Here is a 25,440-nt window from a genome sequence, read left to right as displayed (position 1 = left end):
TCATCGAAATGCGTCATGTGCCATCTGCTGTGAGTTCACCACGTCTGCTCGCCTCCGCCATCGGCGTTGCAATCACTGCTTCCTCCGCCGCCCAGCTTGCCCTAGCGGCGGAACAGCCAACCGATGGCGTCGTCTCGCTGGATGCCACCAGTGTCAACGCGGCACAGGACACCACCAGCTACAAGACCGACACGGCAACCTCGAAGAAGTACACGGCGCCGCTGCGCGAAACACCCAAGAGTGTCACCGTCATTCCACAGCAGGTCATTCGTGATACGGGCGCTACCAGTCTCGTAGACGCCTTGCGTACGACCCCTGGCATCACTTTCGGTGCTGGCGAAGGCGGCAACCCGGCAGGCGACCGTCCGATCATTCGCGGTTTCAACGCAGAAAGCGATGTATTCGTCGATGGCATGCGCGACGTGGCTTCGCAGAGTCGTGAAATCTTCAACGTCGAATCGATCGAAGTCAGCAAAGGCCCTGGCTCGGCCTTCACCGGCGCAGGCTCCACGGGTGGCAGCCTGAATCTGGTCACCAAAACCGCCAAGCTCGGTGATGCCTACAATGGTGGCTTTACCTGGGGCTCTGACCAGACCAAGCGGACCACGTTGGACCTGAACAAGCAGTTGACCGACACTTCGGCGTTTCGCCTGAACCTGATGAAGCACGAAGCCAACGTCGCCGGCCGAGATGATGTGGATGTCAGCCGTTGGGGTGTCGCCCCCTCGTTCGCGTTCGGCCTCGGTACCGATACTCGCGTGACCGTCGGCTACTACCACCTCAAGACCGACGACATGCCGGACTACGGCATTCCGCTCACGCGTAGCGCCAATCGCAGCAAATACAACGTCGACAAACCCGCGCATGTGGATCGCGACAACTTCTACGGCCTGAACGATCGCGACTATCGCAAGACCACCAACGACAGCGGCACGATCAAGATCGAGCACGACTTCAACGAAAACCTGACGCTGTCCAACAGTTTCCGCATGTCGCGTTCAACCTTGGACTACATCGTCACCAACCCTGACGACAGCAAGGGCAACGTGGCCGACGGCACAGTCTACCGTGCGACCAAGAACCGGAATTCGACCTCCAAAGGTTGGGTCAACCAGACCGACTTGAGCGCGAAGTTCAATACCGGTTCCATCGAGCACAGCCTTGTCACTGGTTTGGAGTTCACCTACAGCGATACGCACAACCGTGGTTACGACATCAAATCCGCGGCGGGCAATGGCACCAAGTGCACCCCTGCTTTGCTGGCATCTGGCGACTGCACCAGTTTGCACGATCCGTCTCCAGATGACGCATGGTCCGGCACCATCACCGACAGCAAGGCGTTTACCGACACCGACACCAAGACCAGCGCTGTCTACGTCTTCGACACGTTGAAGTTCAATGAGCAATGGTCGTTGAACATGGGGCTGCGCTACGACGACTACCAGACCAAGTCCAGTGGTTACGCCAACGCAGGTCGTAATGGCCCGGCCGGCAGCTTCTCGCGCGAGAACAATACCCACCTGTGGAACTACCAATTGGGCGTGGTCTACAACCCTCTGCCCAATGGCAGCATCTATGCCGCATGGTCAACTTCGAGCAACCCTTCGGGTGAAACCAGCGGCAACGGTGGCCTGGATCTGACGAGAAACAACAGCGACCTCGACCCAGAACGTAACCGCAACTACGAGATCGGCACGAAGTGGGACTTCTTCGATGACAACCTCTCGCTGACCGCTGCACTGTTCCGCACCGACAAGACCAATGCGCGGGTAACGGACCCTGACAATGCCAGCTACCAAGTACTGGACGGTGAACAGCGCGTCCAAGGTCTCGAGTTCACCTACGCGGGCAACCTCACCCAGAAATGGAAGGTCTATGGCGGCTACACCTATATGGAAAGCGAGATCGTGAAGACCACGACCCCAGCGAACAAGGGCAATCACATGCCTAACACGCCTCGTAACAGCTTCACCTTCTGGTCTACCTACGACATCGTTCCGCAACTGACCGTTGGTGCAGGCGCTACCTTCATGGATTCCCGCTTTGGCGATGAAGCCAACTCGGTCGAAGTACCGTCGTACTGGCGTTACGATGCGATGGCGACCTATCGCTTGACCAAGAACGTCGATCTTCAACTCAACGTGCAGAACCTGACCGACAAGCGCTATTTCGATCAGGTGTTCGCTCCGCACTATGCGCACGTCGCACCAGGACGTACTGCACTGATGAGCGCGAACTTCCACTTCTAATCAAGTCGCGCCCCAAAGCCCCGCTCACCTTTCCGGTGACCGGGGCTTTCGCGTACCAAGGCATAATGCTCGCCGCGCCTCGCCCGGCGTCCAGACAAGGTGAATGATGTGGTGAAGAAGTCGCTGTTCCAATTGCACTGGTTCTTTGGCATCACCGCCGGCCTGGTGCTGGCGTTGATGGGCGTCACCGGGGCGGTTTATTCGTTCCAGGAAGAACTGCTGCGCCTGTTCAATCCGGACGTGCTCAAGGTGCAGGTACGCCAGGAAGGCGTGCTACCGCCGGCCGAGCTGGTGCGCCGGGTCGAAGCGGCCCAGGGCGACACCGTCTCGATGCTGTGGGTCGATACCCGTGAGGGCAACGCCGCGCGCATTTTCTTCCAGCCGCCACCTGGTGAGCGCCGCGGCCAGATGCGCTATGTCGACCCCTACACCGGCCAGTTCCAGGGTGACGTCACGGGGCAAGGCTTCTTCAACCTGATGCTGCAGCTGCATCGCTTCCTAGCCATGGGCGACACCGGTCGGCAGATTACCGGTGCCTGCACCCTGATGCTGGTGTTCTTCTGCCTCTCAGGCCTCTATCTGCGCTGGCCACGTCAGGCGTTGAACTGGCGGGCATGGCTGACGCTGGAGTGGGCCAAGAAAGGACGCGCCTTCAACTGGGACCTGCACGCCGTCGCCGGGACCTGGTGTCTGCTGTTCTATCTGCTGTTCGCCCTGACGGGCTTGTTCTGGTCCTACGAATGGTACCGCGAAGGCCTGAACAAACTATTGGCCGACGCCCCCGCCGCCGGGCAGCAGCAAAAGCGTGGAGAGGGTCGTGGCCGCCACGGCCCGCAGAAGCTCGACAAGGACGCACCGCCTCTGGTGGTGGACTACGACGCCATCTGGACCAGCCTCAAGGAGGCTGCAGGCCCCGGCCTTTTGACTTACAACCTGCGCCTGCCGCCTGCCGGTGGGCGACCGGCGACGCTCTTCTACCTCCTCGAAGGTGCCGACCACGAGCGCGCTTTCAACACCCTGACGCTGGACCCGGCCACCGGCCAGGTGAAACACCACGAGCGCTACACCGACAAGTCGTTCAAAGCGCAGTTGCTGCAAAGCGTCTATGCCTTGCACGTGGGCAGCTACTTCGGCCTGCCAGGTCGGATCATCGTCACCGTGGCCAGCCTGACCATGCCGCTGTTCTTCATCACCGGCTGGCTGCTGTACCTCGATCGCCGACGCAAGAAACGCCAAGTGCAGGCGGCCCGCAGCTCGGTAGCCCCCGCCAAGGCCGGTGGCGACAATTGGCTGATCGGTTTCGCCAGCCAGAGCGGTTTCGCCGAACAGCTGGCCTGGCAGAGCGCCGGCCAACTGCAAGCAGCCGGCCTGCCGGTGCAAGTCCGTGCACTGGCCGAATTGGGTCAAGCCGACCTGCAACAGGCCCGTCGCGCACTGTTCGTGGTCAGTACCTTCGGCGACGGCGAAGCCCCTGACAGCGCCCGCGCCTTCGAGCGCAAGGTGCTCGGCCAACCGTGGGCGCTGGACCACCTGAACTACGCCGTGCTCGCGCTGGGCGATCGCCAGTACCCGCACTTCTGTGGCTTCGCCCGCAGACTCCAGGCTTGGCTGGGCGAGCGCGGCGCCACCCGTGCCTTCAGCCCAGTGGAAGTGGACAACGCTGATCCGGCAGCCCTGCTGCAATGGTATCAGGCACTCGCCCGACTGACCGGAGCCGAACCGGTGACTGCCTGGCCAGCGCCGTCGTTCGCCAACTGGACCCTGCGCCAGCGCCAATGCCTGAACCCAGGCAGCCAGGGCGCACCGGTCTACCTGCTGGCGCTGCAGTCAGACCAGCCCCACACCTGGGAAGCGGGTGATCTGGTAGAGGTCCTGCCGCGCAACGGTCAACCGCGCATTGACGCCTTGCTCGCCGGCCTGGGGCTGGACGTGACTACCCCGGTGCAACTGGACGGCCTGTGCAAGCCTCTCGGTCAGGCACTGGCCACCCGCCAGTTGCCGCTGGGCCGGGAACATCTGGTGGGTCTGCATGCCCAGGCAGTGGTCGATGCCTTGATTCCCATCACCCCACGGGAGTACTCCATCGCGTCGATCGCTAGCGACGGCGTGCTGGAGCTGATCGTTCGTCAAGAACTGCACCCCGACGGCAGCCTGGGCCTAGGCTCAGGCTGGCTGACTGAATACTTACCGCTGCAGGGCAATGTCACCCTGCGCCTGCGTCGCAACAGCGGCTTCCGCCTGCCGGATGCACCCGCGCCGATGATTCTGATCGGCAACGGCACAGGCCTTGCGGGCCTGCGCAGCCTGCTCAAGGCGCGTATCGCTGCTGGCGAAACGCGCAATTGGTTGCTGTTCGGCGAGCGCAACCGCGCTCATGACTTGCTGTGTGGGAACGAGCTTCAGGCCTGGTTGACCGCTGGCGACCTGCAACGACTGGACCTGGCGTTTTCACGGGACCAGGCAGAGAAAGTGTATGTGCAGGATGTCCTGTTGCAGCAGGCCGAGGTGCTCAAGCGCTGGGTGGCCGAGGGGGCTTGTATCTATGTCTGCGGCAGCTTGCAGGGGATGGCCGCTGGCGTGGATGCAGCGCTCAATGGAATCCTCGGGGCCGAGGTGGTGCAGCAGTTGATCGAGGATGGGCGGTATCGGCGGGATGTGTATTGATTGAGCAAACCCGCACCTACAGGTATTGCGCTGTCCTGAGGCTCAGCGCAGTACTGGAGGGAGCGGGTTGACCTGCGAAAGATTCAATAATGCAGTTCGAAGGTATCTGCATCCAGGTTGGCCGGGAAACGTGCGCGATACGCCGCCAGCTCCGCCGCCCGGAGCACCACGGTGAACACCCCATCGGCTTCGCCGGCACTGAGCAGGCTCTCCCCTTGGAAATCCAGCACCTGGCTGTCGCCTGAATAGGCAAAGCCCTTGCCGTCGGTGCCGACACGGTTCACTGCCGCCACATAGCACAGGTTCTCGATCCCTCGCGCCGGCAACAGACGGTTCCAGTGCTGACGGCGCGCAGCCGGCCAGTTGGCGGTATAAAGCAAAAGGTCGGTGTCCTGGGCATCACGGCTCCACACAGGGAAGCGCAGGTCGTAGCAGATCAGTGGGCGCACGCGCCACCCTTTGAGCTCGAACTGCACCTGCCGCTCGCCCGGTGTGTAGTGCCGGTGCTCGCCGGCCATGCGGAACAGGTGGCGCTTGTCGTAATGCAGGATCTCGCCATCGGGCCGCGCCCACAGCAAGCGGTTGCGGTGGCTGCCATCGGCGGCCTGGATGATCACGCTGCCGGTGATCACCGTATCGAACTTCTTGGCCTGAGCCTTCAGCCATTTGTAGGTGGGGCCATTCTCAGGCTCAGCGAGGCTTTCGGACTCCATGGAGAAGCCGGTGGTGAACATCTCGGGAAGGATCACCAGATCCGCCTCGCCGACCTGGGCCAACAGCTCCTCGAAATGCGCATAGTTGGCCTCGCGGTCGTGCCAGGCCAGGGTTGTCTGCACCAGGGCGACTTTCAGGTTAGGCAGTTGGCTCAGATCGCGCATAGTTTTTCCGCCGCCTGACGCAGCGTCTCCTCACGTTTGGCAAAGCACAGGCGCACCAGGCGTTGCTCTGGGATAGGTTGCTGGTAGAACACCGAAACCGGAATGGTCGCCACGCCGTGCTCACGGGTCAGCCACAGAGACATCTCGACATCACCCAGATCCGGGCGTATCTGCGAATAATCCACCAGCTGGAAGTAAGTACCTGGGGTACGAGTGAAGGTGAAACGCGAGTCCTGCAGCAAGTCGCAGAACAGGTCGCGCTTAGCCTGATAGAAGCCCGGCAATTCATCCAGATGTTCAGGGTGCTCGGCCATGTAGTCGGCCAAGGCACACTGCAAGGGCGTCACACCACAGAAGTTGACGTACTGGTGGACCTTGCGCAACTCCACGCTCAACGCCGGTGGCGCCACCACATAGCCGGTCTTCCAGCCAGTGACGTGATAGGTCTTGCCGAACGAGCTGACCACGAATGCACGTGAGTAGAGCTGCTCATGGGCCAATACGCTGGCATGGCGCACGCCGTCATAGATCAGGTGCTCGTACACTTCGTCGCTGACCAGGTAGATATCACGACCTTCGATCAAGTGTGCCAGCTGGTCCAGGTCCTCACGGCTGATCAATGCGCCGCTGGGGTTGTGTGGCGAATTCAGGATGACCATGCGCGTGCGCGGCGTCAGTGCATCGCTGAACTTCTGCCAGTCGATACGGAACTCGCCATCGCACAGTTGCACATGCACACAGCGTCCGCCGGCCAGTTCAACGGACGGCTCGTAGCTGTCATAGGACGGATCGAAGACAATCACCTCGTCGCCCGCCTGGATCACCGCCTGGATGGCACAGAAGATCGCCTCGGTGGCACCTGGCGTGATGGTCACTTCCTGATCGGCATCGACCGTCACGCCATACAGGCGTGCGATCTTGGCCGCCACTTGCTGGCGCAAGGCTGGCAGGCCGGTCATCGGCGAGTATTGGTTATGGCCGGCCATGACATGGCGGCACACGGCGTCGAGCAGCGCCTGGGGCGCGTCGAAGTCTGGGAAACCCTGGGACAGGTTGAGCGCACCTGTCTGCACGGCCAACTGCGACATGGTGGTGAAAATGGTCGTGCCGACGTTCGGCAATTTGCTGTGGATCATGAAGCCCTCTTTCCTGAACACTGCATACGGCACGGGGTAGAGCCCGAGCATAGCGGATCGAGCGGTCAGGAAAAAGGACGAAGCCACACGCGAAAAGCTTCAAGCGGCAAGAAAGAGCAGACTCGGTGCACTGCTCTCTCTTGAGGCATGAAGCTTGAAGCTCGCCGCTTACTTGCGCTTGTCCTTGCGCTTCTTCTCGGCTTTCTTGTGGTGCGACATCAGGCGGCGCTTCTTGTTGACCTGACGATCGGTGAGGGTGTTCTTCTTGCCCTCGAACGGGTTATCGCTGCCCTTGTACTCGATACGGATCGGCGTGCCGACCAGCTTGAGCACCCGGCGGTAGGTGTTTTCCAGGTAACGCGAGTACGACCGCGGGATCTTGTCGGTCTGGTTGCCGTGGATCACGATCAGCGGCGGGTTCGCGCCGCCGAGGGGGGCGGAACGCAGCTTGATGCGACGACCGTTGACCATTGGCGGCTGGTGCTCGCTGATGGCGTCCTCGAGGATCTGGGTCAGGCGGCTGGTCGGCCAGCGGGTGACCGCCGACTTGAACGCAGCCTGCACGGATTTGTACAGATGGCCCACACCGGTGCCGTGCAGCGCAGAGATGAAGTGGATGTCGGCGAAGTCGACGAAGAATAGCCGGCGCTCGAGCTCCGTCTTCACGTACTCGCGCTCGCTCGGCTCCATGCCGTCCCACTTGTTCAGGGCGATGACGATGGCACGACCCGCTTCCAGAGCGAAGCCCAGCAGGTTCAGGTCATGGTCGACCACGCCTTCACGAGCATCCATGACAAAGATCACCACGTTGGCGTCCTTGATCGCCTGCAGCGTCTTGACCACCGAGAACTTCTCGACTTCCTCGTGGATCTTGCCGCGCTTGCGCACCCCGGCGGTGTCGATGAAGGTGTACTTCTCGTCGTCACGCTCGAACGGGATGTAAATACTGTCCCGGGTAGTGCCCGGCTGGTCGTAGACCACCACGCGCTCTTCGCCGAGCATACGGTTGACCAAGGTCGATTTGCCGACGTTGGGACGACCGATGATGGCGATCTTGATGCCATCCTTCTCGCTCGGCCCCGGGATGCGTGCGGCTTCTTCGCCTTCGGCGACGTCTTCGTCGAGGGCTTCCTCGACCTTGTCGCGCGGAATGTGGCCCAGCACGGCTTCCATCAAGGCGTTGATGCCACGCCCTTGGGAGCCGGCGACCGGGATGGCATTACCCATGCCCAGTGGCGAGAACTCGGCGCGGGCAACGTCCGCATCGATGTTGTCGATCTTGTTGGCGACCAGGATCGCCTCTTTGTTCCGCTTGCGCAGGTGCTCGGCGATCATCTGGTCAGCGGCGGTCATACCGGCGCGGGCATCGACCAGGAACAACACATAGTCGGCTTCTTCGATGGCCATCAGCGACTGCTCGGCCATCTTCTCGTCCATGCCCACTTCGTCACCGGTGATACCACCGGTGTCGATCAGGATGTAGGAACGACCCTGCCAGGTGGCATCACCATATTGGCGGTCACGGGTCAGGCCCGACAGGTCACCAACGATGGCATCGCGGGTCTTGGTCAGGCGGTTGAACATGGTGGATTTGCCGACGTTCGGCCGTCCCACCAGGGCGATTACGGGAACCATGCGGCTCTCCACTCTTGAATTCTTGAAAATGCAAAGGCCGCTGCAAGGCAGCGGCCGGAGTTCGTGCGGCGCATCAAGCGCCGCGGCTCGAGGCCGTCTCCGGCCTCAAGCTTAGCTTCAGCGGATGGTCAGTGCCTCGAGTTTGCCGCTGTTGCCGAAGACATAGATGGTGTCGCCGACCACCAGGGGACGGGCGCGCAGGCCATCGCTGTCGATCCGCTCGCGACCCACGAAGCGACCATCGACCTGGCTGAGCAGGTGCAGGTAGCCCTCGAAATCACCTACGGCCACGTAGCTGGAGAACACTTCCGGCGCTGACAGCTGACGGCGTGCCATGGAGTCGTTGGTCCACAGGGCGCTGGACGAGCGCTCATCGACGCTTTCCACGGTGCCCGACGCTTCGCTGACATAGACGTTGCCGAAGCCCTGGGCGACACCGACGTAGCTGGAGGCATCGCGCTGCCACAGCACACGTCCGGTTTCCAGGTCCAGGCCCGCAACACGGCCCTGGTAGGTGCTCACGTACAGGGTACCGCCGGACAGCAGCAGGCCGCCGTCGATGTCCACCACGCGGTCGAGCTCGGAACGGCCCTGCGGAATGGCCACGCGGCTCTCCCACACCGGCACGCCGTTGCGCACATCCACCGCGACCACCTTGCCGGTGGACAGGCCGGCCACGGCCAGGCGGTTGGTCACCACCGGTGCGCCGGTGCCGCGCAGGGTCAGTACGGCCGGAGTGTTCTCATAGATCCACAGGCGGTCACCGGTGGCAGCGTCGAGGCCGATCAAACGGTCGTCCTGGGTCTGCACCACTACCACGTCACCATTGTTGGCAGGCGGCGCCAGCACTTCGCTGGTCACCCGAGAACGCCAGCGCTCTTCGCCGGTGCTGGCATCCAGGGCAATGACTTCGCCCTTGAGGGTGCCGAGCATGACCAGACCGTAACCCACGCCGACTGCGCCGGAGACCGACAGGTCCAAGTCCTTCTTCCACACCACGTCGCCGTCGATGCGGTTCAGGGCCATGACCCGACCGTTGACGTCGGAGGCATAGATGCGGTCGTTCTCGATGGCCGGAACCAAGGTGTTGTACGTCTCACCCTGGCCGTCGCCGATCGAGCGGCTCCACTGCTTCTTGAGCACCACTTCCTCGGTGAACTTGGTCAGCTCGGCCGGAGGCAGTTCCTTCTTGCTGTTGCTGCTGCAACCTGCGGCCAGCACGGCCAGGGTGAGCACTGCTGCTTGTTTCCAACCGATCACGTCAGGCGTCCCCTTTGGCCAGGTCATCCAGCTTCAGTTGCAAGCCACCGACCGCAGCGTCATCGGACAACGCAGCCTTGGCTTTTTCATAGGCGCTATGGGCATCGTCGGCCCGCCCCAGCTGAACCAGCAAATCGCCCTTGAGTTCTTCGCGGCTGGCCAGGAAGGCCTTGTCGGCATCACCGTCGAGCAGCTTGAGGGCTTCTTCGGCTTTGTCCTGGGCGGCGAGCACCCGGGCCAGACGCTGACGTGCGATCTCACCCAAGGTGGCATCGGCCGGCTTTTCCATCACGCTTTTAAGCTCGGCGGCAGCGTCGTCAAGCTTGCCGCTGTCGACCGCGACCTTGGCCACGAACAGGCTGCCGTACTGGGCATAGGCCGAGCCACCGAACTCGCTCTTAAGCTTGCCGGACAGTTCCGCAACCTTGGTTGCGTCTGGCTGACCGCTTGGCGTCAGGCTGGTTTCCAGCAGGGCCTGGTACAGGGCCGAGGCGCCTTGCGACTGGTTGTTCTGGTATTTGTGCCAGGTCTGCCAGCCCATAACCACCACGCCGGCCAGCAGGGCACCGGTCAGCAGCGGCTTGCCATTGCGGTTCCACCAGTCCTTGGCTGCGGCCAGGCCTTCATCATCGGTACTCGACACCCCAATACTCCTTTTCAGCAATTCGGCTGTTTGACCCTGTCACGCCTGCGCGACAGCGGCTTGCAGGTGCTCGGCCAGAGCATCCCAGGCAATGTTCTGTTGTTCGCCCTGGCCACGCAGGGGCTTGAATCCAATCATTTGCTGCGCCAGTTCGTCATCACCGAGGATCAGGGCGAACAGCGCCCCGCTCTTGTCGGCCTTCTTGAACTGGCTCTTGAAGCTGCCGCCACCGGCGTTGACCGCCAGGCGCAGACCCGGCAGGCGATCGCGCAGGGCCTCGGAAAGACGCAGGCCGGCCAGCTCCGCCTGCTCGCCAAAGGCGCACAGGTAGACGTCGATCTGACGGCTGATGGATTCGGGCACCTTGCCCAGGGTCTCCAGCAGCAGGATTAGACGCTCGATGCCCATGGCGAAACCAACGCCCGGGGTCGGCTTGCCGCCCATCTGCTCGACCAGCCCATCATAGCGGCCACCGGCACAGACAGTGCCCTGGGCGCCGAGCTTGTCGGTGACCCACTCGAACACGGTCTTGCTGTAGTAGTCCAGCCCGCGGACCAGCTTGGTGTTGATCACGAACGGAATGCCGGCGGCGTCCAGGCGAGCCTTGAGGCCCTCGAAGTGCACGCGGGACGCTTCGTCCAGGTAGTCTTCGAGCTTTGGCGCACCGACCAGCACCGCCTGGGTACCCTGGTCCTTGCTATCAAGGATACGCAGCGGGTTGCTCTTGAGGCGACGCTGGCTGTCTTCATCCAGTTGCTCGAGACGTGCCGACAGGAACTCGACCAGCGCTTCGCGGTAACGGGCACGGGCCTCGCTGGTGCCCAGGCTGTTGAGTTCGAGCTTGACCGCCTCTTGGATGCCCAGCAGGCCCCACAGGCGCCAGGTCAGCATGATCAGCTCGGCATCGACGTCCGGCCCTTCGAGGTTGAACACCTCGACACCGATCTGGTGAAACTGGCGGTAGCGGCCCTTTTGCGGGCGCTCATGGCGGAACATCTGGCCCACGTACCACAGCTTCTGCACCTGGCCGTTGCCGGTGATGCCGTGCTCGAGGACGGCGCGCACGCAGGCGGCAGTGCCTTCAGGACGCAAGGTGAGCGAATCGCCGTTGCGGTCCTCGAAGGTGTACATCTCTTTTTCGACGATATCGGTGACTTCACCGATCGAGCGCTTGAACAGCTCGGTGAATTCGACGATCGGCGTGCGGATCTGGCTATAGCCATAGGTGTCCAGCAGGCCGGCCACGGTACCTTCGAAGTAGCGCCACAGAGGCGACTGGTCGGGCAGGATGTCGTTCATGCCACGGATGGCTTGCAGCGATTTGCTCACGAAAAGTCCTTACGAATCTGGGAATCAGCCGCGGGCGATCAGCGCCGCGTCGGCCTCGGCCTTTTCGGCCGCTTTCTGGCGGATGAGTTTTTCCAGCTCATCGACCAGGTTGTCATTGGTCAGCTTCTGCGACGGTTTGCCGTCGATGTAGACCAGGTTCGGCGTGCCGCCGGTCAGGCCTACATGGGACTCCTTGGCTTCACCCGGGCCGTTGACCACGCAGCCGATTACGGCCACGTCAAGCGGTACCAGCAGGTCTTCCAGGCGCCCTTCCAACTCGTTCATGGTCTTGACCACATCGAAGTTCTGGCGCGAGCAGCTCGGGCAGGCGATGAAGTTGATACCACGCGAACGCAGGTGCAGCGACTTGAGGATGTCGTAGCCGACCTTCACTTCCTCGACCGGATCGGCGGCCAGGGAAATGCGGATGGTATCGCCAATGCCTTCGGCCAGCAGCATACCGAGGCCGACAGCGGATTTCACCGTCCCCGAACGCAAGCCACCGGCTTCGGTGATGCCCAGGTGCAGCGGTTGGACGATCTGCTTGGCCAGCAAGCGGTAGGCCTCCACGGCCATGAACACATCGGACGCTTTGACGCTGACCTTGAAGTCCTGGAAATCCAGGCGATCAAGGTGCTCGACATGGCGCAGTGCCGACTCGACCAGCGCTGCCGGGGTCGGTTCGCCGTATTTCTTCTGCAGGTCCTTCTCCAGGGAACCGGCGTTGACGCCGATACGGATCGGGATACCACGGTCACGGGCGGCGTCGACCACCGCACGCACGCGGTCCTCGCGGCCGATGTTGCCCGGGTTGATGCGCAGACAGTCGACGCCCAGTTCGGCCACACGCAACGCAATGCGATAGTCGAAGTGGATGTCGGCGACGAGCGGAACGCTGACCTGCTGCTTGATGCGGCCGAACGCCTCGGCGGCGTCCATGTCCGGTACCGAAACGCGAACGATGTCGACGCCGGCATCGACCAGGCGCTGGATCTGCGCGACCGTGGCAGCGACGTCATTGGTGTCGGTGTTGGTCATGCTCTGCACCGCGATGGGGGCATCGCCGCCCACGGGTACATTGCCGACCCAGATCTTCCGGGATTCGCGACGTTTGATCGGAGATTCGCCGTGCATGGTTACTGTCCCAACTTCAGGCGAGCGGTCTCGCCACTGGTGAACGGAGCTACGTCGACCGGCTGGCCGTTGTAGCTGACCTGGGCGCCACGGGCAAAGCCCAGGCGTACCGAGAACGGCGGTTTGCCGCTCAGGTCGAGGCTGTCGCCCTTGCGTTTGATGGCGCTGAACAGCACCTTGCCGTTGCCGTCGGTGACCTGGGTCCAGCAATCGGCGGTGAACTGGATTTGAACCTTGGCGCTGCCCACCGGCGCTTCGGACGGGGTCGTAGCGGCCGTGAGCGGTGCATTGGTAGGAGTGGCCGGTGCCGACGGAGCAGCGGCGGGCACCACAGGCACAGCAGCAGGGGCCACAGGCGCGTTGGCGGCTGCGGCTGGAGCCTGAGGCGCTGGCGTGACTGCAGGTATTTCGGTCGTGCTTGCCGGCGCTTCGCTGCTGATGACAGCCTCAGGCGTAGAGCCCTCGGTGGCCTGCTCAAGCGGCAGCGGTGAGGCTTCCGGTTGCTGGCCTTCGGTGACAGCCTGGTCTTCCGGCTCGTCCAGCGGGTGGATCTGGGTGGTGCCGTCGGCGCTTTCGACCTCGACATGCTCCAGGGCGATCTTGGCCAGATCCTTGCCGCGCAGGCTGCTCTGGTCCTGCCACCAGAAGAAGCCACCACCGACCACGACCACCAGCAACAGCAGGCTGACGCCGCGCAGGATGTTGTGCGACAGACGTACCGGCTCTTCGATCCGGCCCAGCGAATGGACCTCGCTGCCCTTGGCATGAGTGCCGGTGTAGTGATCGAATGCCTCGACCAGAGGCGCCTGGTCCATGTCCATCAGCTTGGCGTAGGCACGGATGTATCCGCGGGCGAAGGTGTGCCCCGGCAGCTTGTCGAAGGCGCCGTTTTCAAGGTTGTTCAACGAACTTACCGTGAGGTTGAGCTTGCGGGCCACCTCGGCTTGCGACCATTCCCGATTCTCGCGGGCCTGGCGCAAGACCTCACCGGGATTCTGGCGAGTCGCTGCTGCTACTTCGGGGTGCGCGGCTTTCATCGTTGCTCCGACAGGTATTGCTGATATTCCGGCGTACCGGGATAAAGTCGTTGTAATTGCTGGCCCAGTTCGGCCACCGTGCCTGGCTCGTCGAATGCCTGGGCAAGGCGGCTACCCAGCAACAGGCTACGGGCGCTTGGGTCGTTCAGCTGGCTGAAACGATCGTAGTAGTCCCGGGCCGGCACATAATGCCTGTTTTCATAGGACAACTCAGCCATTTCGAGCAACGCCTTCGGTTGCTGCGGATTGAGTTGCAGGGCTTTGACCAGATACGCATGCGCCTGGTCCCGACGCTCGAGCTTCAGGGCGACCAGGCCAAGATTCTCGTAGATTCGCGAGCGCTCAGGATACAGGGTATCGGCGGCGGCTTGGCGAAACATCTGCTCGGCCTTGGCAAATTGCCCCTGAGCATAAAGGAAACTGCCGTAGTTGTTGCGAATACGCGTGTCCCCCGGGCGCGCTGCCAGGGCCTTACGGAAATGCGCCTCGGCCAGCTCTGGCTCGCCTTCGGCCTGGAACACCAGCGCCAGCGCGGCGTGGGCATCGGCATCGCCGCCGTTGAGTGCCAAGGCTCGCACCAATGGAGCCTTGGCCTGCCCGGTCAAACCTTGTTGCAAATAACCCAGGCCCAATTGCACGTAGGCCCGCCCGGCCTCTTCGCGCCCTTGGCGACTGGCCAGAGGATCGCCTGCGCCACCAGACACGCAGCCGGCCAGCAGCGAAAGCGACAGGATCGACAGCGCGGCGCGCAAGGTCATGGGCGGGTACCGTCAGTGGCGTGGGGCGTTGTCTTGGCGCTCTGCATCGGCGCTCAACTGGCGCACGGCGATGTAGCGCTCGCTGCGACGGGTGCGATCCATGACCTGGCCGACCAGCTGACCACAGGCGGCATCGATGTCTTCGCCGCGGGTAGTGCGGGTGGTGACATTGAAGCCACCGTGGTGCAGCAGATCCTGGAAGCGGCGGATGGCATTGTTGCTCGGCCGCTCGTAGCCCGAATGCGGGAACGGGTTGAACGGGATCAGGTTGATCTTGCACGGCACATCGCGCAGCAGCTCGATCATCTGGGCGGCATGCTCGGGCTGGTCGTTGACATCCTTGAGCAGGGTGTACTCGATGGTGAGCACACGCTTGCCGCCCAGGGTCGACATGTAGCCCATGCACGATTCGAGCAGCATCTTCAGCGGGTACTTCTTGTTGATCGGTACCAGTTGGTTGCGCAGTTCGTCATTGGGCGCGTGCAGCGACAGGGCCAGGGACACATCGATGTGCTTGGCCAGCTCGTCGATCATCGGCACCACGCCCGAGGTGGAAAGCGTGACACGGCGCTTGGAAATGCCATAGCCCAGATCATCCATCATGATCTTCATGGCGGCGATGACATTGTCGAAATTCAAAAGCGGTTCGCCCATGCCCATCATGACCACGTTGGTAATGGCGCGGTCGATCTTGGCCGGGACGGTCCCGAAGGATTTGTTGGCTAGCCACACCTGGCCGATCACTTCGGCGGCAGTGAGGTTGCTGTTGAAGCCTTGCTTGCCGGTGGAGCAGAAACTGCAATCCAGCGCGCAGCCGGCTTGCGACGAAACGCAGAGGGTGCCGCGATCGTCGGTGGGAATGTAGACGGTCTCGACGCAGCTGCCGGAGGCAACGCGGACCACCCACTTGCGGGTACCGTCGGCGGAAATGTCTTCGCTGACCACTTCCGGAGCCCGAATCTCGGCAACGGCCTCGAGCTTTTCGCGCAAGGCCTTGCCGACATTGGTCATGGCAGCGAAATCATCGACGCCAAAGTGGTGAATCCATTTCATGACCTGACCGGCACGAAAACGCTTCTCTCCGATGGACTCGAAGAATTTTTCCATTTCCTGCAGGGTCAGGCCCAACAGGTTGATCTTGCCAGTCATGTCACTCATGGAATCACCCAAGACCTGGTTCGCTTAGCGAATGCGGTCGCACAGCTCGGTAGCGGAGAAGAAGTAAGCGATTTCGCGGGCAGCCGAAGCTTCCGAGTCGGAACCGTGGACAGCGTTCTCGTCGATGGAAACGGCGAAATCGGCACGGATGGTGCCGGCAGCAGCTTCTTTCGGGTTGGTAGCGCCCATCAGCTCACGGTTGGCCAGAACGGCGTTTTCGCCTTCCAGAACCTGAACGATGACTGGACCAGAGGTCATGAAGGCAACCAGATCAGCGAAGAAACCGCGCTCTTTGTGCTCAGCGTAGAAGCCTTCGGCTTCGGCTTTGGACAGTTGCTTCATTTTCGAAGCGACGACGCGCAGGCCGGCTTTCTCGAAACGAGTGGTGATTTCGCCGATGACGTTCTTGGCAACGGCGTCAGGCTTGATGATGGAGAAAGTACGTTGAACAGCCATGGATAACTCCAGAAAATTGAGTGTTGCGAAAAATTAAACCCGCGAATTATACGCGGGTTCCAGGGGATTGCCTAACCTGCAGGTAACGCTCAGTCGGCTTCTTCGATCCAGGCCGCCTGGATGGCCTCAAGCACTTTCTCACCGCCGCGTGACGGATCGTCGCTGAACTCTGGCAAAGCCAGCACCCAGCGGTGCAGATCGACGAAATTCACATAACGAGGATCGACGTCTGGCTTGCTTTCCGCAAGCTGGATGGCGATCTCAAGTACATCAATCCATTTCAGGCTCATGCTGGAACCTCAGTGCGGCGCTTCGGCGGCGTGGTTGAGCGAATACTTGGGAATCTCGATGGTCAGGTCTTCTTCCCCGACGATCACCTGGCAGGCCAGACGCGATTGCGCCTCCAGACCCCAGGCCTTGTCCAGCATATCCTCTTCCAGCTCATCGGCTTCCTCCAGCGAGTCGAAACCCTCGCGGACGATGCAATGACAGGTGGTGCAGGCACAAACGCCACCGCAGGCGCTCTCCATTTCGATGTGGTGCTCGTGAGCCAACTCCAGGATATTGGTGCCTGGCTCCACCTCCACCACCAGCCCATCCGGGCAGAACTTCTCGTGCGGCAGGAAAATCACCTGGGGCATCGGTTACTCCTCGATCTCATTCAGGTTGCGCCCGGCCAGTGCGGCTTTGACCGTCGAATCAAGGCGACGGGCGGCAAATGCATCGGTCACCTGCGACAGACGCTTGGTCTGCTGCTCGATGGCCGCGCCATCGGTGCCGCTGAGCAAATCACGCAATTCTTGCATCTGGTACTCGATCGCTTCGCGCTCTTCGCTGCTGAGCAGTCGATCACCATCGGCATCCAGGGCGCCCTGCACCGCTTCGAGCAGGCGTTCAGCGTCGACCTGATGCTCGCGCAACTGGCGCGCCTGCTTGTCGGAACCGGCATGCTCGAAGGAATCCTTGAGCATGCGGGCGATTTCGCCGTCGGTTAGCCCATAAGACGGCTTGACCTGGATACTGGACTCAACGCCCGAACCCAGCTCACGGGCCGAGACGCTGAGCAGGCCATCGGCATCCACTTGGAAGGTGACGCGGATCTTCGCCGCGCCCGCCACCATGGCCGGGATGCCGCGCAGCTCGAAGCGCGCCAGCGAACGGCAATCGCTGATCAGCTCGCGCTCGCCCTGCAGGACGTGGATCATCATGGCCGACTGGCCATCCTTGTAGGTGGTGAACTCCTGCGCGCGAGCCACCGGAATGGTCGTGTTGCGCGGGATCACCTTCTCCATCAGCCCGCCCATGGTCTCAAGACCCAGGGACAGCGGGATGACGTCCAGCAAGAGCAGTTCGCCGCCTTCACGACGGTTGCCGGCCAGCGTATCGGCCTGGATGGCAGCACCGATGGCAACCACTTGGTCCGGATCGATCGAAGTCAGCGGAGTACGGCCGAACAGGCCACCCACCGCCTCGCGTACGCGAGGCACGCGGGTCGACCCACCGACCATCACCACCGCACCGACCTCCTCCAGCTCAACGCCACTGTCGCGCACGGCGCGGCGGCAGGCCTTGAGGCTACGTGCAATGAGCGGTTCGATCAGCGCTTCGAAACCGGCACGGCTCAACTCTCCGTGCCAGTTGCCATGACGCACGCTGACGACATCGGCGTCGGTCAGGGCTTCTTTGGCAGCACAGGCAGCCTGCAACAGCTGGCGCTGGGCAGACGGGTCAAGGTCGGACGAAAGACCGGCCTGCTCGATGATCCAGCCGGCGATGGCATGGTCGAAATCGTCGCCACCCAAGGCCGTGTCGCCGCCAGTGGCGAGGACTTCGAAGACACCACCGGTCAGACGCAGGATAGAAATATCGAAGGTGCCACCACCCAGGTCATAGATGGCCACCAGCCCTTCGGCGTTCTGGTCCAGGCCATAGGCCACGGCAGCTGCGGTAGGCTCGTTGAGCAGGCGCAAGACGTTAAGACCGGCCAGGCGCGCAGCGTCCTTGGTGGCCTGGCGCTGGGCATCGTCGAAATAGGCCGGAACGGTGATCACAGCCCCCACCAGCTCACCGCCGAGGGTCTGCTCGGCGCGCTGGCGCAATACTTTGAGAATGTCTGCAGACACTTCCACCGGGCTCTTGGGCCCCTGGACAGTGTCGATGAACGGCATATGCGACTCGCCGCCGACGAAGCGGTACGGCAGTTGCTCACCCAATTGCTTGACGTCGGCCAAGCCACGCCCCATTAGGCGCTTGACCGAAAGAATGGTGTTGAGCGGGTCGCTGGAAGCGGCTTCGCGCGCAGCCAGGCCGACTTCGCTGCGGCCGTCGAGGTAGCGCACCGCGGACGGCAAAATGACGTTGCCCTGCTCATCGGGCAGGGGTTCGCTGCGACCACTGCGCACGGCAGCGACCAAGGAGTTGGTGGTGCCCAGGTCAATCCCCACCGCCAGGCGACGCTGGTGCGGCTGAGGGCTTTGACCGGGTTCGGCGATCTGCAGTAGGGCCATGCTTATCTGAGTACCTTAGGCGTCGTCACGGGCAACGCCGGAGTTAATCGTCGAGGCGCTCTTCGAGTTGGCGCACTTCCTGGGCGAGCTTGTCGAGGAACTGCATGCGGCGCATCAGGCGCTCGGCCCTGTCACGCTCGCCAGCCACGTCCCAGCAGGCGGCGAAGTCCTCGTTCAACGTCTCCTGCGCGGCCTTCAGGCGCTTCTTGAACACCGCCACACCTTCCAGATCGGCTTCGTCCTGCAGCTCTTCGAGCTCTTCGCGCCACTGCATCTGCTGCAGGAGGAAATCCGGATCGTGCACGGTGACTTCCTGGGGCACTTCATGGCCACTGATGGCCAGCAGGTAACGGGCACGGCGCGGTGCGCTGCGCAGAGTCTGGTAGGCTTCGTTCAGTGCCGCCGATTTTTCCAGCGCCACGCGCTGCTCACGCTCGGAGGCATCGGCGAAACGGTCCGGATGGACCTCACGGGCCAGCTCGCGGTAGCGATTGGCCAGCTTATCGAGGTCCAGACGGAAACCAGGCTGGAGGTCAAACAGAGCGAAATGGCAAGGAGTACCCACGTCAAGCCTCAGACATTGAAGCTTTCGCCGCAGCCACACTCACCGCGCACGTTGGGGTTGTTGAACTTGAAGCCTTCGTTCAACCCTTCCTTGACGAAGTCCAGCTCGGTGCCATCGAGGTACACCAGGCTCTTCGGGTCGATGATGACCTTCACGCCATGGTTCTCGAACACTTGGTCTTCGGCGGCCAGTTCATCAACGAACTCCAGGACGTAAGCCAGGCCCGAGCAGCCGGTGGTGCGCACGCCCAGGCGGATGCCTTCGCCCTTGCCGCGCCCTTCGAGGGAACGCCGCACGTGGTTGGCGGCGGCTTCTGTCATGCTGATAGCCATCGGAACTCTTTCCTCAACGTCAGTGGCCTTGCGACAGGCGACTTAGAGCAAGCCTTTCTTCTGCTTGTAATCGCGCACGGCCGCCTTGATGGCGTCCTCGGCAAGTACCGAACAGTGGATCTTCACCGGCGGCAACGCCAGTTCTTCGGCCAGCTGGGTGTTCTTGATGGTCTCGGCTTCGTCCAGAGTCTTGCCCTTCATCCACTCAGTGGCCAGGGAGCTGGAGGCGATGGCCGAGCCACAACCGTAGGTCTTGAACTTGGCGTCTTCGATGACGCCTTGCTCGTTGACCTTGATCTGCAGGCGCATGACGTCGCCGCAAGCCGGCGCGCCGACCATACCGGTACCGACATCCGGATCATCGGCGTTCATCTTGCCGACGTTGCGTGGGTTTTCGTAGTGGTCGATGACCTTTTCACTGTATGCCATGGTGCAATTCCTTCCTCATCAGGGAGCCGCTCTTGCTGGCGACTGCTTAGTGGGCGGCCCACTCGATCTTGGAGATGTCAACGCCGTCTTTGTACATGTCCCACAGCGGCGACAGCTCACGCAGTTTGTTCACGGCCTCGCAGACTTTCTGCGCGGCGTAGTCGACTTCTTCCTCGGTGGTGAAGCGGCCGAAGGAGAAGCGGATCGAGCTGTGCGCCAGTTCGTCGTTGCGCCCCAGGGCGCGCAGCACATAGGACGGCTCGAGCGAAGCGGAGGTACAGGCCGAACCGGACGATACGGCGATGTCCTTGAGCGACATCAGCAGCGATTCGCCTTCTACGTAGTTGAAACTCAGATTCAGGTTGTGCGGCACGCGGGCAGTGCGGCTGCCGTTGACGTACAGCTCTTCGAGGTTGGATACCTGCTCGAAGAAGCGGTCGCTCAGGGCCTTGATGCGCGCGTTCTCGGCGGCCATTTCCTGCTTGGCGATGGCGAAGGCCTCGCCCATGCCGACGATCTGGTGGGTCGGCAGGGTACCCGAACGCATGCCGCGCTCATGACCACCACCATGGATGATGGCTTCCAGGCGTACACGTGGTTTGCGGCTGACGTACAGCGCGCCGATGCCCTTCGGACCATAGACCTTGTGCGCCGAGAACGACATCAGGTCGACCTTGAGCTTCTGCAGGTCGATCTCGACCTTGCCTGCCGACTGCGCGGCGTCGACATGGAACAGCACGCCACGCGAGCGGGTCAGCTCACCGATGGCGGCGATGTCGTTGATCGAGCCGACTTCGTTGTTCACGTGCATCAGCGAGACCAGGATGGTGTCTTCGCGCAGTGCAGCCTCGACCATGGCCGGAGTGACGATGCCGTCTTCGCCCGGCTCCAGGTAGGTGACTTCGAAACCTTCACGCTCGAGCTGGCGAGCGGTATCCAGGACCGCCTTGTGCTCGATCTTGGAGGTGATGATGTGCTTGCCCTTGGTCTGATAGAAGTGCGCCACGCCTTTGAGGGCGAGGTTGTCGGACTCGGTGGCACCGCTGGTCCAGACGATCTCGCGCGGGTCGGCGTTGATCAGCTCGGCGACTTGGCGACGGCCGTTCTCGACCGCTTCCTCGGCCTTCCAGCCGAAGACGTGGGAGCGCGAGGCCGGATTACCGAAGTTCCCGTCGACCAGCAGGCAGTCGGCCATCTTCTGGGCGACACGGGGATCGACCGGAGTGGTCGCGGAGTAATCGAGGTAGATCGGCAACTTCATTGAGTATCTCCTATCAGGCGGTGGCGTCGCTCGTCGCTGCTATCAGTCGACGGCGGACGTCTCAATCTTGTCCAGCTGGGCGGTACGGCCCGCGACGCGTCGCAGGTCCTGGCGGTGGGCGACTTCCTGCACCTCGCGGCGCATGACGAGGTCGGCCAGGCTGATACCGCTAAGGAATTCATGGATCTGCTGGCTGAGGTCGCACCACAGGTGATGGGTCAGACAGGTGTCACCGGCGTGACAGTCCCCCAGGCCCTGGCAACGGGTGGCATCGACCGATTCGTTGACCGCATCGATGACCTGGGCCACCTGGATGGTTTCCATGCCCCGCGACAGCTGGTAGCCGCCACCCGGGCCGCGCACGCTGGAGACCAGGCTGCTGCGGCGCAACTTGGCGAACAGCTGCTCCAGATAAGAGAGGGAAATGCCCTGGCGCTCGGAAATGTCGGCCAAAGACACCGGCCCATGCTGCGCGTGCAACGCCAGATCGAGCATGGCGGTCACGGCATATCGGCCTTTGGTAGTCAGTCGCATGGCTAATGGGTACCACGGGAGTTACAGGATGTGAGCGAGTATGCGATTCCCGAGCATTTAAGTCAACTATTAGACCTACTGCTTTAGTCGGGTTTGCATCAGGGAGGCGGGCGCGAGTTTAACAGACCAGGGGCGCGAGCACACGCCCCGTGTGTCATGGCGCCGTAATCAATGCGCCTGAGTGTCGCTCTGTGCGGCTTGCTTGACTTCGACGAAGTCTTCCTCGGGCAGCGCAGGCAGCTCCTTGCCGCAATAATCGCTACCGAGTTTGGTCAGCGCCCCGCACATACCTTCCAGCCGCTCGTCGACCGCTTGCAGATGATCGAGCATCTGACCGATCGCACGGGCAACCGGGTCAGGCATATCGCCACTGACACCGTAGGCATCGAAGCCGATTTTTTCAGCCATGGCCTTGCGCTTGGCTTCGACCTCGGTGTCCTCGGTCTTGACGATGATACGCCCCGGAATGCCGACCGCTGTGGCGCCCGCAGGCACTGCCTTGGTGACCACGGCGTTGGAGCCTATCTTGGCCCCGGCCCCGACGGTGAACGGACCAAGCACCTTGGCGCCCGCCCCCACCACCACGCCATTCTCGAGGGTCGGATGGCGCTTGCCCTTGTTCCAGCTGGTGCCGCCGAGGGTCACGCCCTGGTAGAGGGTGACGTCGTCGCCAATTTCGGCGGTTTCGCCGATGACGATGCCCATGCCGTGGTCGATGAAGAAGCGCCGACCGATGGTCGCTCCCGGATGGATCTCGATGCCGGTGAGCCAGCGACCGAAGTTCGACACCAGGCGCGCCAGCCACTTGAAGTCACGAATCCACAAGGCATGGCCCAGGCGGTGCAGCCAGATTGCATGCATGCCCGGGTAGCAGGTCAGCACCTCGAAGGCGTTGCGCGCCGCAGGGTCCCGATGGAATACGCTCTGGATATCTTCACGCAGACGCTCGAACATCTCTTTCTAGTCCTTCCGTTTATGCGGCTCGCCCCGGGCGACTTTCTGGGTCTCGGTGAGAATGCCGCGCAAAATGCTCATTTCCGAACGATTGACCGAGCTGCGCCCATAGAGCCTGCGCAGTCGCGGCATCAGGTGCTTGGGCTTTTCAGGGTCGAGGAAGCCGATTTCCACCAGAGTCCTCTCCAGGTGTTCGTAGAACAGCTCCATTTCGTCCATGGTCGCCAGCTCACCGCTACGCAGCGAGTTGGCTTCGAACTTCTCGACTTTGGTTGGCGAACCTTGTGCCGCCAGCCAGGCCATGCGCACCTCGTAGGCGAGCACCTGGACCGCGGCGGCAAGGTTCAGCGAACTGAAGTCGGGGTTCGAGGGAATGTGCACGTGGAAGTGACATCGCTGCAGCTCTTCGTTGGTCAGACCAGCGTGCTCACGACCGAACACCAGGGCGATTTCCTCACCAGCCCCCGCCTGCTCGACGGTCTTTGCACCGCATTCGCGGGGATCGAGCAAGGGCCAGGGAATGCTGCGATCGCGGGCACTGGTGCCGATCGCCAGACTGCAGCCGACCAGCGCCGCTTCGAGGCTGTCGACCACTTGGGCGTTTTCCAGCACGTCATCGGCGCCGGATGCGCGGGCGGTGGCGTCCACCGCAGGGAAATCCAGTGGCTGGACCAGCACCAGGCGCGACAAGCCCATGTTTTTCATGGCTCGCGCAGCGCCGCCGATATTGCCGGGGTGGCTGGTATTGACCAGAACAACACGAATATTTTGCAGCAAGGTGTAGAGCTCACAGAGACAGGAAAAGGGGGAGTCGATCTTACAGAACCGACAGACGTAACGCCATGAAAGCAAATGTCACCCTTCTGCCGGAACAGTTTTCTGATAGAATGTGCGGCTTTCTTCTTTAACATCCCAGGTGAAACGCCCATGCAGCCTATGCTGAATATCGCGCTGCGCGCCGCTCGCAGCGCCAGTGAACTGATTTTCCGCTCCATCGAACGCCTGGATAGCCTCAAGGTCGACGAGAAAGACGCCAAGGATTACGTCTCCGAAGTCGATCGCGCCGCCGAGCAGACCATCGTCAACGCCCTGCGCAAGGCCTACCCGAACCACTCCATCCAGGGTGAAGAGACCGGCCTGCACGCCGGCTCCGGCGAGGAAGGCAAGGACTACCTGTGGATCATCGACCCACTGGACGGTACCACCAACTTCCTGCGTGGCGTCCCTCACTTCGCCGTCAGCATCGCCTGCAAGTACCGTGGCCGCCTTGAGCACGCCGTCATCGTCGATCCGGTTCGCCAGGAAGAATTCACCGCCAGCCGCGGTCGCGGCGCGCAACTCAACGGCCGTCGCCTGCGCGTCAGCTCGCGCACCAGCCTGGAAGGCGCCCTGCTGGGTACCGGCTTCCCGTTCCGCGACAACCAGATGGCCGATCTGGACAACTACCTGGGTATGTTCCGCGCCCTGACTGGCCAGACCGCCGGCATCCGTCGGGCCGGCTCCGCGAGCCTGGACCTGGCCTATGTTGCTGCCGGCCGTTTCGACGCCTTCTGGGAGTCGGGCCTGTCCGAGTGGGACATGGCCGCTGGTGTACTGCTGATCCAGGAAGCTGGTGGACTGGTGAGCGACTTCAATGGCGGCCACGACTTCCTCGACAAAGGCCACATCGTCGCCGGCAACATCAAGTGCTTCAAGGCCGTGCTGACTGCCATCCAGCCACACCTGCCCGAGCACATGAAACGCTAAGCGCCGATTACCGCATAAAAAAAGCACCCCTCGGGGTGCTTTTTTTATGGTTCAAAGAAAGACCACAAGCGCTGTGCAAGCCTAGAACCTGTGGGAGCGCGGGCTCACCCGCGAAGCGGCCAGCGCCAGAGTGCCGGTGTGAACGTCATTGTCCTGCCTGGTTTTCGCTAAGGACCAGGTTGCCGTTCTTGTCCAGCGGGATGGTCGAACCCGGCTCGTGGTTCATTTTCACCCGCCCGACCTTGTCTCCAATGGAATAGGTCACGTTGTAGCCGACCACTTTCTCGCTCAGGTCATTGACGGTGTTGCAGCGGGTTTGCGTGGTGGTATAGGTGTCACGCTCCTGCATGCCCTCCTGCACCTTGTTTCCCGCATAGCCGCCACCGACCGCACCGGCCACGGTCGCGATCTTCTTGCCGGTGCCGCCACCGATCTGGTTACCCAGCAGGCCACCTGCGATTGCTCCGACCACGGTACCGGCGATCTGGTGCTGGTCCTTGACCGGCGCCTGACGCGTGACCGCGACGTCCCGGCAGACCTGACGCGGCGTCTTGATGGTTTCCTTGATGGGCTGCACGTCCGTGACCTGGGCGTACTCCGGCCCCTTGTTCACCAAGCTGTAGGTCGCCACAGCACCTCCGGCGGTTACACCGACAGCACCCAGAACCGCACCCACCAGCATTGATTTATTCACGTGAACCTCCTGATCGCACCTGCGGGCTCGCGCCCGCCTTCTCCCAGCCTTGGAGCAAAAAAAAAGGCGCGAGTTCAATAC

The 25,440-nt window shown here is 62.2% G+C and carries 25 protein-coding genes; 3 read left to right on the top strand and 22 right to left on the bottom strand.

Annotated elements, in window-relative coordinates; translation table 11 throughout:
• Positions 1-8: 8 nt before the first annotated feature.
• Both HMPREF3173_RS23265 and HMPREF3173_RS23260 read left to right on the top strand, forming a co-directional pair.
• Positions 9-2,249 carry a TonB-dependent receptor gene (locus tag HMPREF3173_RS23265; protein ID WP_070577065.1) on the top strand — a complete coding sequence of 747 codons (2,241 nt, stop codon included), beginning with the start codon at positions 9-11 and terminating at the stop codon, positions 2,247-2,249.
• A gap of 108 nt (positions 2,250-2,357) precedes the next feature.
• Complete coding sequence (locus HMPREF3173_RS23260) at positions 2,358-4,913, top strand: sulfite reductase flavoprotein subunit alpha (RefSeq protein WP_070577063.1); 2,556 nt, start codon at positions 2,358-2,360, stop codon at positions 4,911-4,913.
• Between the two features lie 83 nt (positions 4,914-4,996).
• Here HMPREF3173_RS23260 and HMPREF3173_RS23255 read toward each other — a convergent pair whose 3' ends face one another.
• The 21 genes from HMPREF3173_RS23255 to trmJ form a co-directional block, all read right to left on the bottom strand.
• Positions 4,997-5,791 carry an amidohydrolase gene (locus HMPREF3173_RS23255; protein ID WP_043208116.1) on the bottom strand — a complete coding sequence of 265 codons (795 nt, stop codon included), beginning with the start codon at positions 5,789-5,791 and terminating at the stop codon, positions 4,997-4,999.
• Positions 5,779-6,927: a pyridoxal phosphate-dependent aminotransferase gene (locus HMPREF3173_RS23250; RefSeq protein ID WP_070577061.1), complete on the bottom strand. Its 1,149-nt coding sequence runs from the start codon at positions 6,925-6,927 to the stop codon at positions 5,779-5,781. The genes HMPREF3173_RS23255 and HMPREF3173_RS23250 overlap by 13 nt, the downstream gene beginning before the upstream one ends.
• Before the next feature lie 168 nt (positions 6,928-7,095).
• Positions 7,096-8,562: a ribosome biogenesis GTPase Der gene (gene der / locus HMPREF3173_RS23245; RefSeq protein WP_070577059.1), complete on the bottom strand. Its 1,467-nt coding sequence runs from the start codon at positions 8,560-8,562 to the stop codon at positions 7,096-7,098.
• A gap of 117 nt (positions 8,563-8,679) precedes the next feature.
• Positions 8,680-9,822, bottom strand: coding sequence for an outer membrane protein assembly factor BamB (gene bamB, locus HMPREF3173_RS23240; RefSeq protein ID WP_070577057.1), 1,143 nt, complete (start codon positions 9,820-9,822; stop codon positions 8,680-8,682).
• A gap of 1 nt (position 9,823) precedes the next feature.
• Positions 9,824-10,465 (bottom strand): tetratricopeptide repeat protein, encoded by a 642-nt coding sequence (locus tag HMPREF3173_RS23235; RefSeq protein WP_043208108.1) that lies wholly within the window; start codon positions 10,463-10,465, stop codon positions 9,824-9,826.
• Between the two features lie 39 nt (positions 10,466-10,504).
• Positions 10,505-11,794, bottom strand: a complete 1,290-nt coding sequence (gene hisS, locus HMPREF3173_RS23230) for a histidine--tRNA ligase (RefSeq protein ID WP_070577055.1) — start codon at positions 11,792-11,794, stop codon at positions 10,505-10,507.
• 24 nt (positions 11,795-11,818) lie between these two features.
• Positions 11,819-12,928 (bottom strand): flavodoxin-dependent (E)-4-hydroxy-3-methylbut-2-enyl-diphosphate synthase, encoded by a 1,110-nt coding sequence (gene ispG, locus HMPREF3173_RS23225; RefSeq protein ID WP_043208105.1) that lies wholly within the window; start codon positions 12,926-12,928, stop codon positions 11,819-11,821.
• Between the two features lie 2 nt (positions 12,929-12,930).
• Positions 12,931-13,965: a RodZ domain-containing protein gene (locus HMPREF3173_RS23220; RefSeq protein ID WP_070577053.1), complete on the bottom strand. Its 1,035-nt coding sequence runs from the start codon at positions 13,963-13,965 to the stop codon at positions 12,931-12,933.
• The gene (pilW, locus tag HMPREF3173_RS23215; protein ID WP_070577051.1) at positions 13,962-14,723 is read right to left on the bottom strand and encodes a type IV pilus biogenesis/stability protein PilW; all 762 of its coding nucleotides are present in this window, start codon (positions 14,721-14,723) and stop codon (positions 13,962-13,964) included. The genes HMPREF3173_RS23220 and pilW overlap by 4 nt, the downstream gene beginning before the upstream one ends.
• A 12-nt stretch (positions 14,724-14,735) precedes the next feature.
• On the bottom strand, positions 14,736-15,881 hold the full coding sequence (gene rlmN / locus HMPREF3173_RS23210) for a dual-specificity RNA methyltransferase RlmN (RefSeq protein WP_043208097.1): 1,146 nt from the start codon (positions 15,879-15,881) through the stop codon (positions 14,736-14,738).
• Between the two features lie 24 nt (positions 15,882-15,905).
• Positions 15,906-16,337 (bottom strand): nucleoside-diphosphate kinase, encoded by a 432-nt coding sequence (ndk, locus tag HMPREF3173_RS23205; protein ID WP_023382208.1) that lies wholly within the window; start codon positions 16,335-16,337, stop codon positions 15,906-15,908.
• A gap of 89 nt (positions 16,338-16,426) precedes the next feature.
• The gene (gene iscX / locus HMPREF3173_RS23200; RefSeq protein ID WP_023382209.1) at positions 16,427-16,627 is read right to left on the bottom strand and encodes a Fe-S cluster assembly protein IscX; all 201 of its coding nucleotides are present in this window, start codon (positions 16,625-16,627) and stop codon (positions 16,427-16,429) included.
• Between the two features lie 9 nt (positions 16,628-16,636).
• Entirely contained in the window at positions 16,637-16,978 is a 342-nt protein-coding gene (gene fdx, locus HMPREF3173_RS23195; protein WP_043208095.1) for an ISC system 2Fe-2S type ferredoxin, read from the bottom strand.
• Between the two features lie 3 nt (positions 16,979-16,981).
• Positions 16,982-18,844: a Fe-S protein assembly chaperone HscA gene (gene hscA / locus HMPREF3173_RS23190; protein ID WP_070577049.1), complete on the bottom strand. Its 1,863-nt coding sequence runs from the start codon at positions 18,842-18,844 to the stop codon at positions 16,982-16,984.
• A gap of 43 nt (positions 18,845-18,887) precedes the next feature.
• A complete protein-coding gene (gene hscB / locus HMPREF3173_RS23185) occupies positions 18,888-19,409 on the bottom strand; it encodes a co-chaperone HscB (RefSeq protein WP_070577047.1) in 522 nt (173 codons plus the stop codon).
• A gap of 8 nt (positions 19,410-19,417) precedes the next feature.
• Positions 19,418-19,741, bottom strand: a complete 324-nt coding sequence (gene iscA, locus HMPREF3173_RS23180) for an iron-sulfur cluster assembly protein IscA (protein WP_043208089.1) — start codon at positions 19,739-19,741, stop codon at positions 19,418-19,420.
• Positions 19,742-19,783: 42 nt separating this feature from the next.
• Complete coding sequence (iscU, locus tag HMPREF3173_RS23175; RefSeq protein WP_043208088.1) at positions 19,784-20,170, bottom strand: Fe-S cluster assembly scaffold IscU; 387 nt, start codon at positions 20,168-20,170, stop codon at positions 19,784-19,786.
• A gap of 46 nt (positions 20,171-20,216) precedes the next feature.
• Entirely contained in the window at positions 20,217-21,431 is a 1,215-nt protein-coding gene (locus HMPREF3173_RS23170) for an IscS subfamily cysteine desulfurase (RefSeq protein ID WP_043208086.1), read from the bottom strand.
• A 42-nt stretch (positions 21,432-21,473) separates the two neighbouring features.
• Complete coding sequence (iscR, locus tag HMPREF3173_RS23165; protein ID WP_043208084.1) at positions 21,474-21,965, bottom strand: Fe-S cluster assembly transcriptional regulator IscR; 492 nt, start codon at positions 21,963-21,965, stop codon at positions 21,474-21,476.
• A 168-nt stretch (positions 21,966-22,133) separates the two neighbouring features.
• Positions 22,134-22,919 carry a serine O-acetyltransferase gene (cysE, locus tag HMPREF3173_RS23160; protein ID WP_070577046.1) on the bottom strand — a complete coding sequence of 262 codons (786 nt, stop codon included), beginning with the start codon at positions 22,917-22,919 and terminating at the stop codon, positions 22,134-22,136.
• Between the two features lie 6 nt (positions 22,920-22,925).
• Positions 22,926-23,696 carry a tRNA (cytosine(32)/uridine(32)-2'-O)-methyltransferase TrmJ gene (trmJ, locus tag HMPREF3173_RS23155; protein ID WP_070577044.1) on the bottom strand — a complete coding sequence of 257 codons (771 nt, stop codon included), beginning with the start codon at positions 23,694-23,696 and terminating at the stop codon, positions 22,926-22,928.
• Positions 23,697-23,846: 150 nt separating this feature from the next.
• Here trmJ and suhB point away from each other — a divergent pair, with 150 nt between their 5' ends.
• Entirely contained in the window at positions 23,847-24,665 is an 819-nt protein-coding gene (gene suhB / locus HMPREF3173_RS23150; RefSeq protein WP_043208077.1) for a type III secretion system regulator SuhB, read from the top strand.
• 145 nt (positions 24,666-24,810) lie between these two features.
• Here suhB and HMPREF3173_RS23145 read toward each other — a convergent pair whose 3' ends face one another.
• A complete protein-coding gene (locus HMPREF3173_RS23145; RefSeq protein WP_043208074.1) occupies positions 24,811-25,359 on the bottom strand; it encodes a glycine zipper 2TM domain-containing protein in 549 nt (182 codons plus the stop codon).
• Positions 25,360-25,440: the final 81 nt, after the last annotated feature.

This window comes from Pseudomonas sp. HMSC08G10, assembly GCF_001808425.1.
Classification (GTDB): Bacteria; Pseudomonadota; Gammaproteobacteria; order Pseudomonadales; family Pseudomonadaceae; genus Aquipseudomonas; species Aquipseudomonas guariconensis.
Note: the sequence above shows the minus strand (reverse complement) of the source record. Positions and strands in the feature narration are given on the sequence as shown.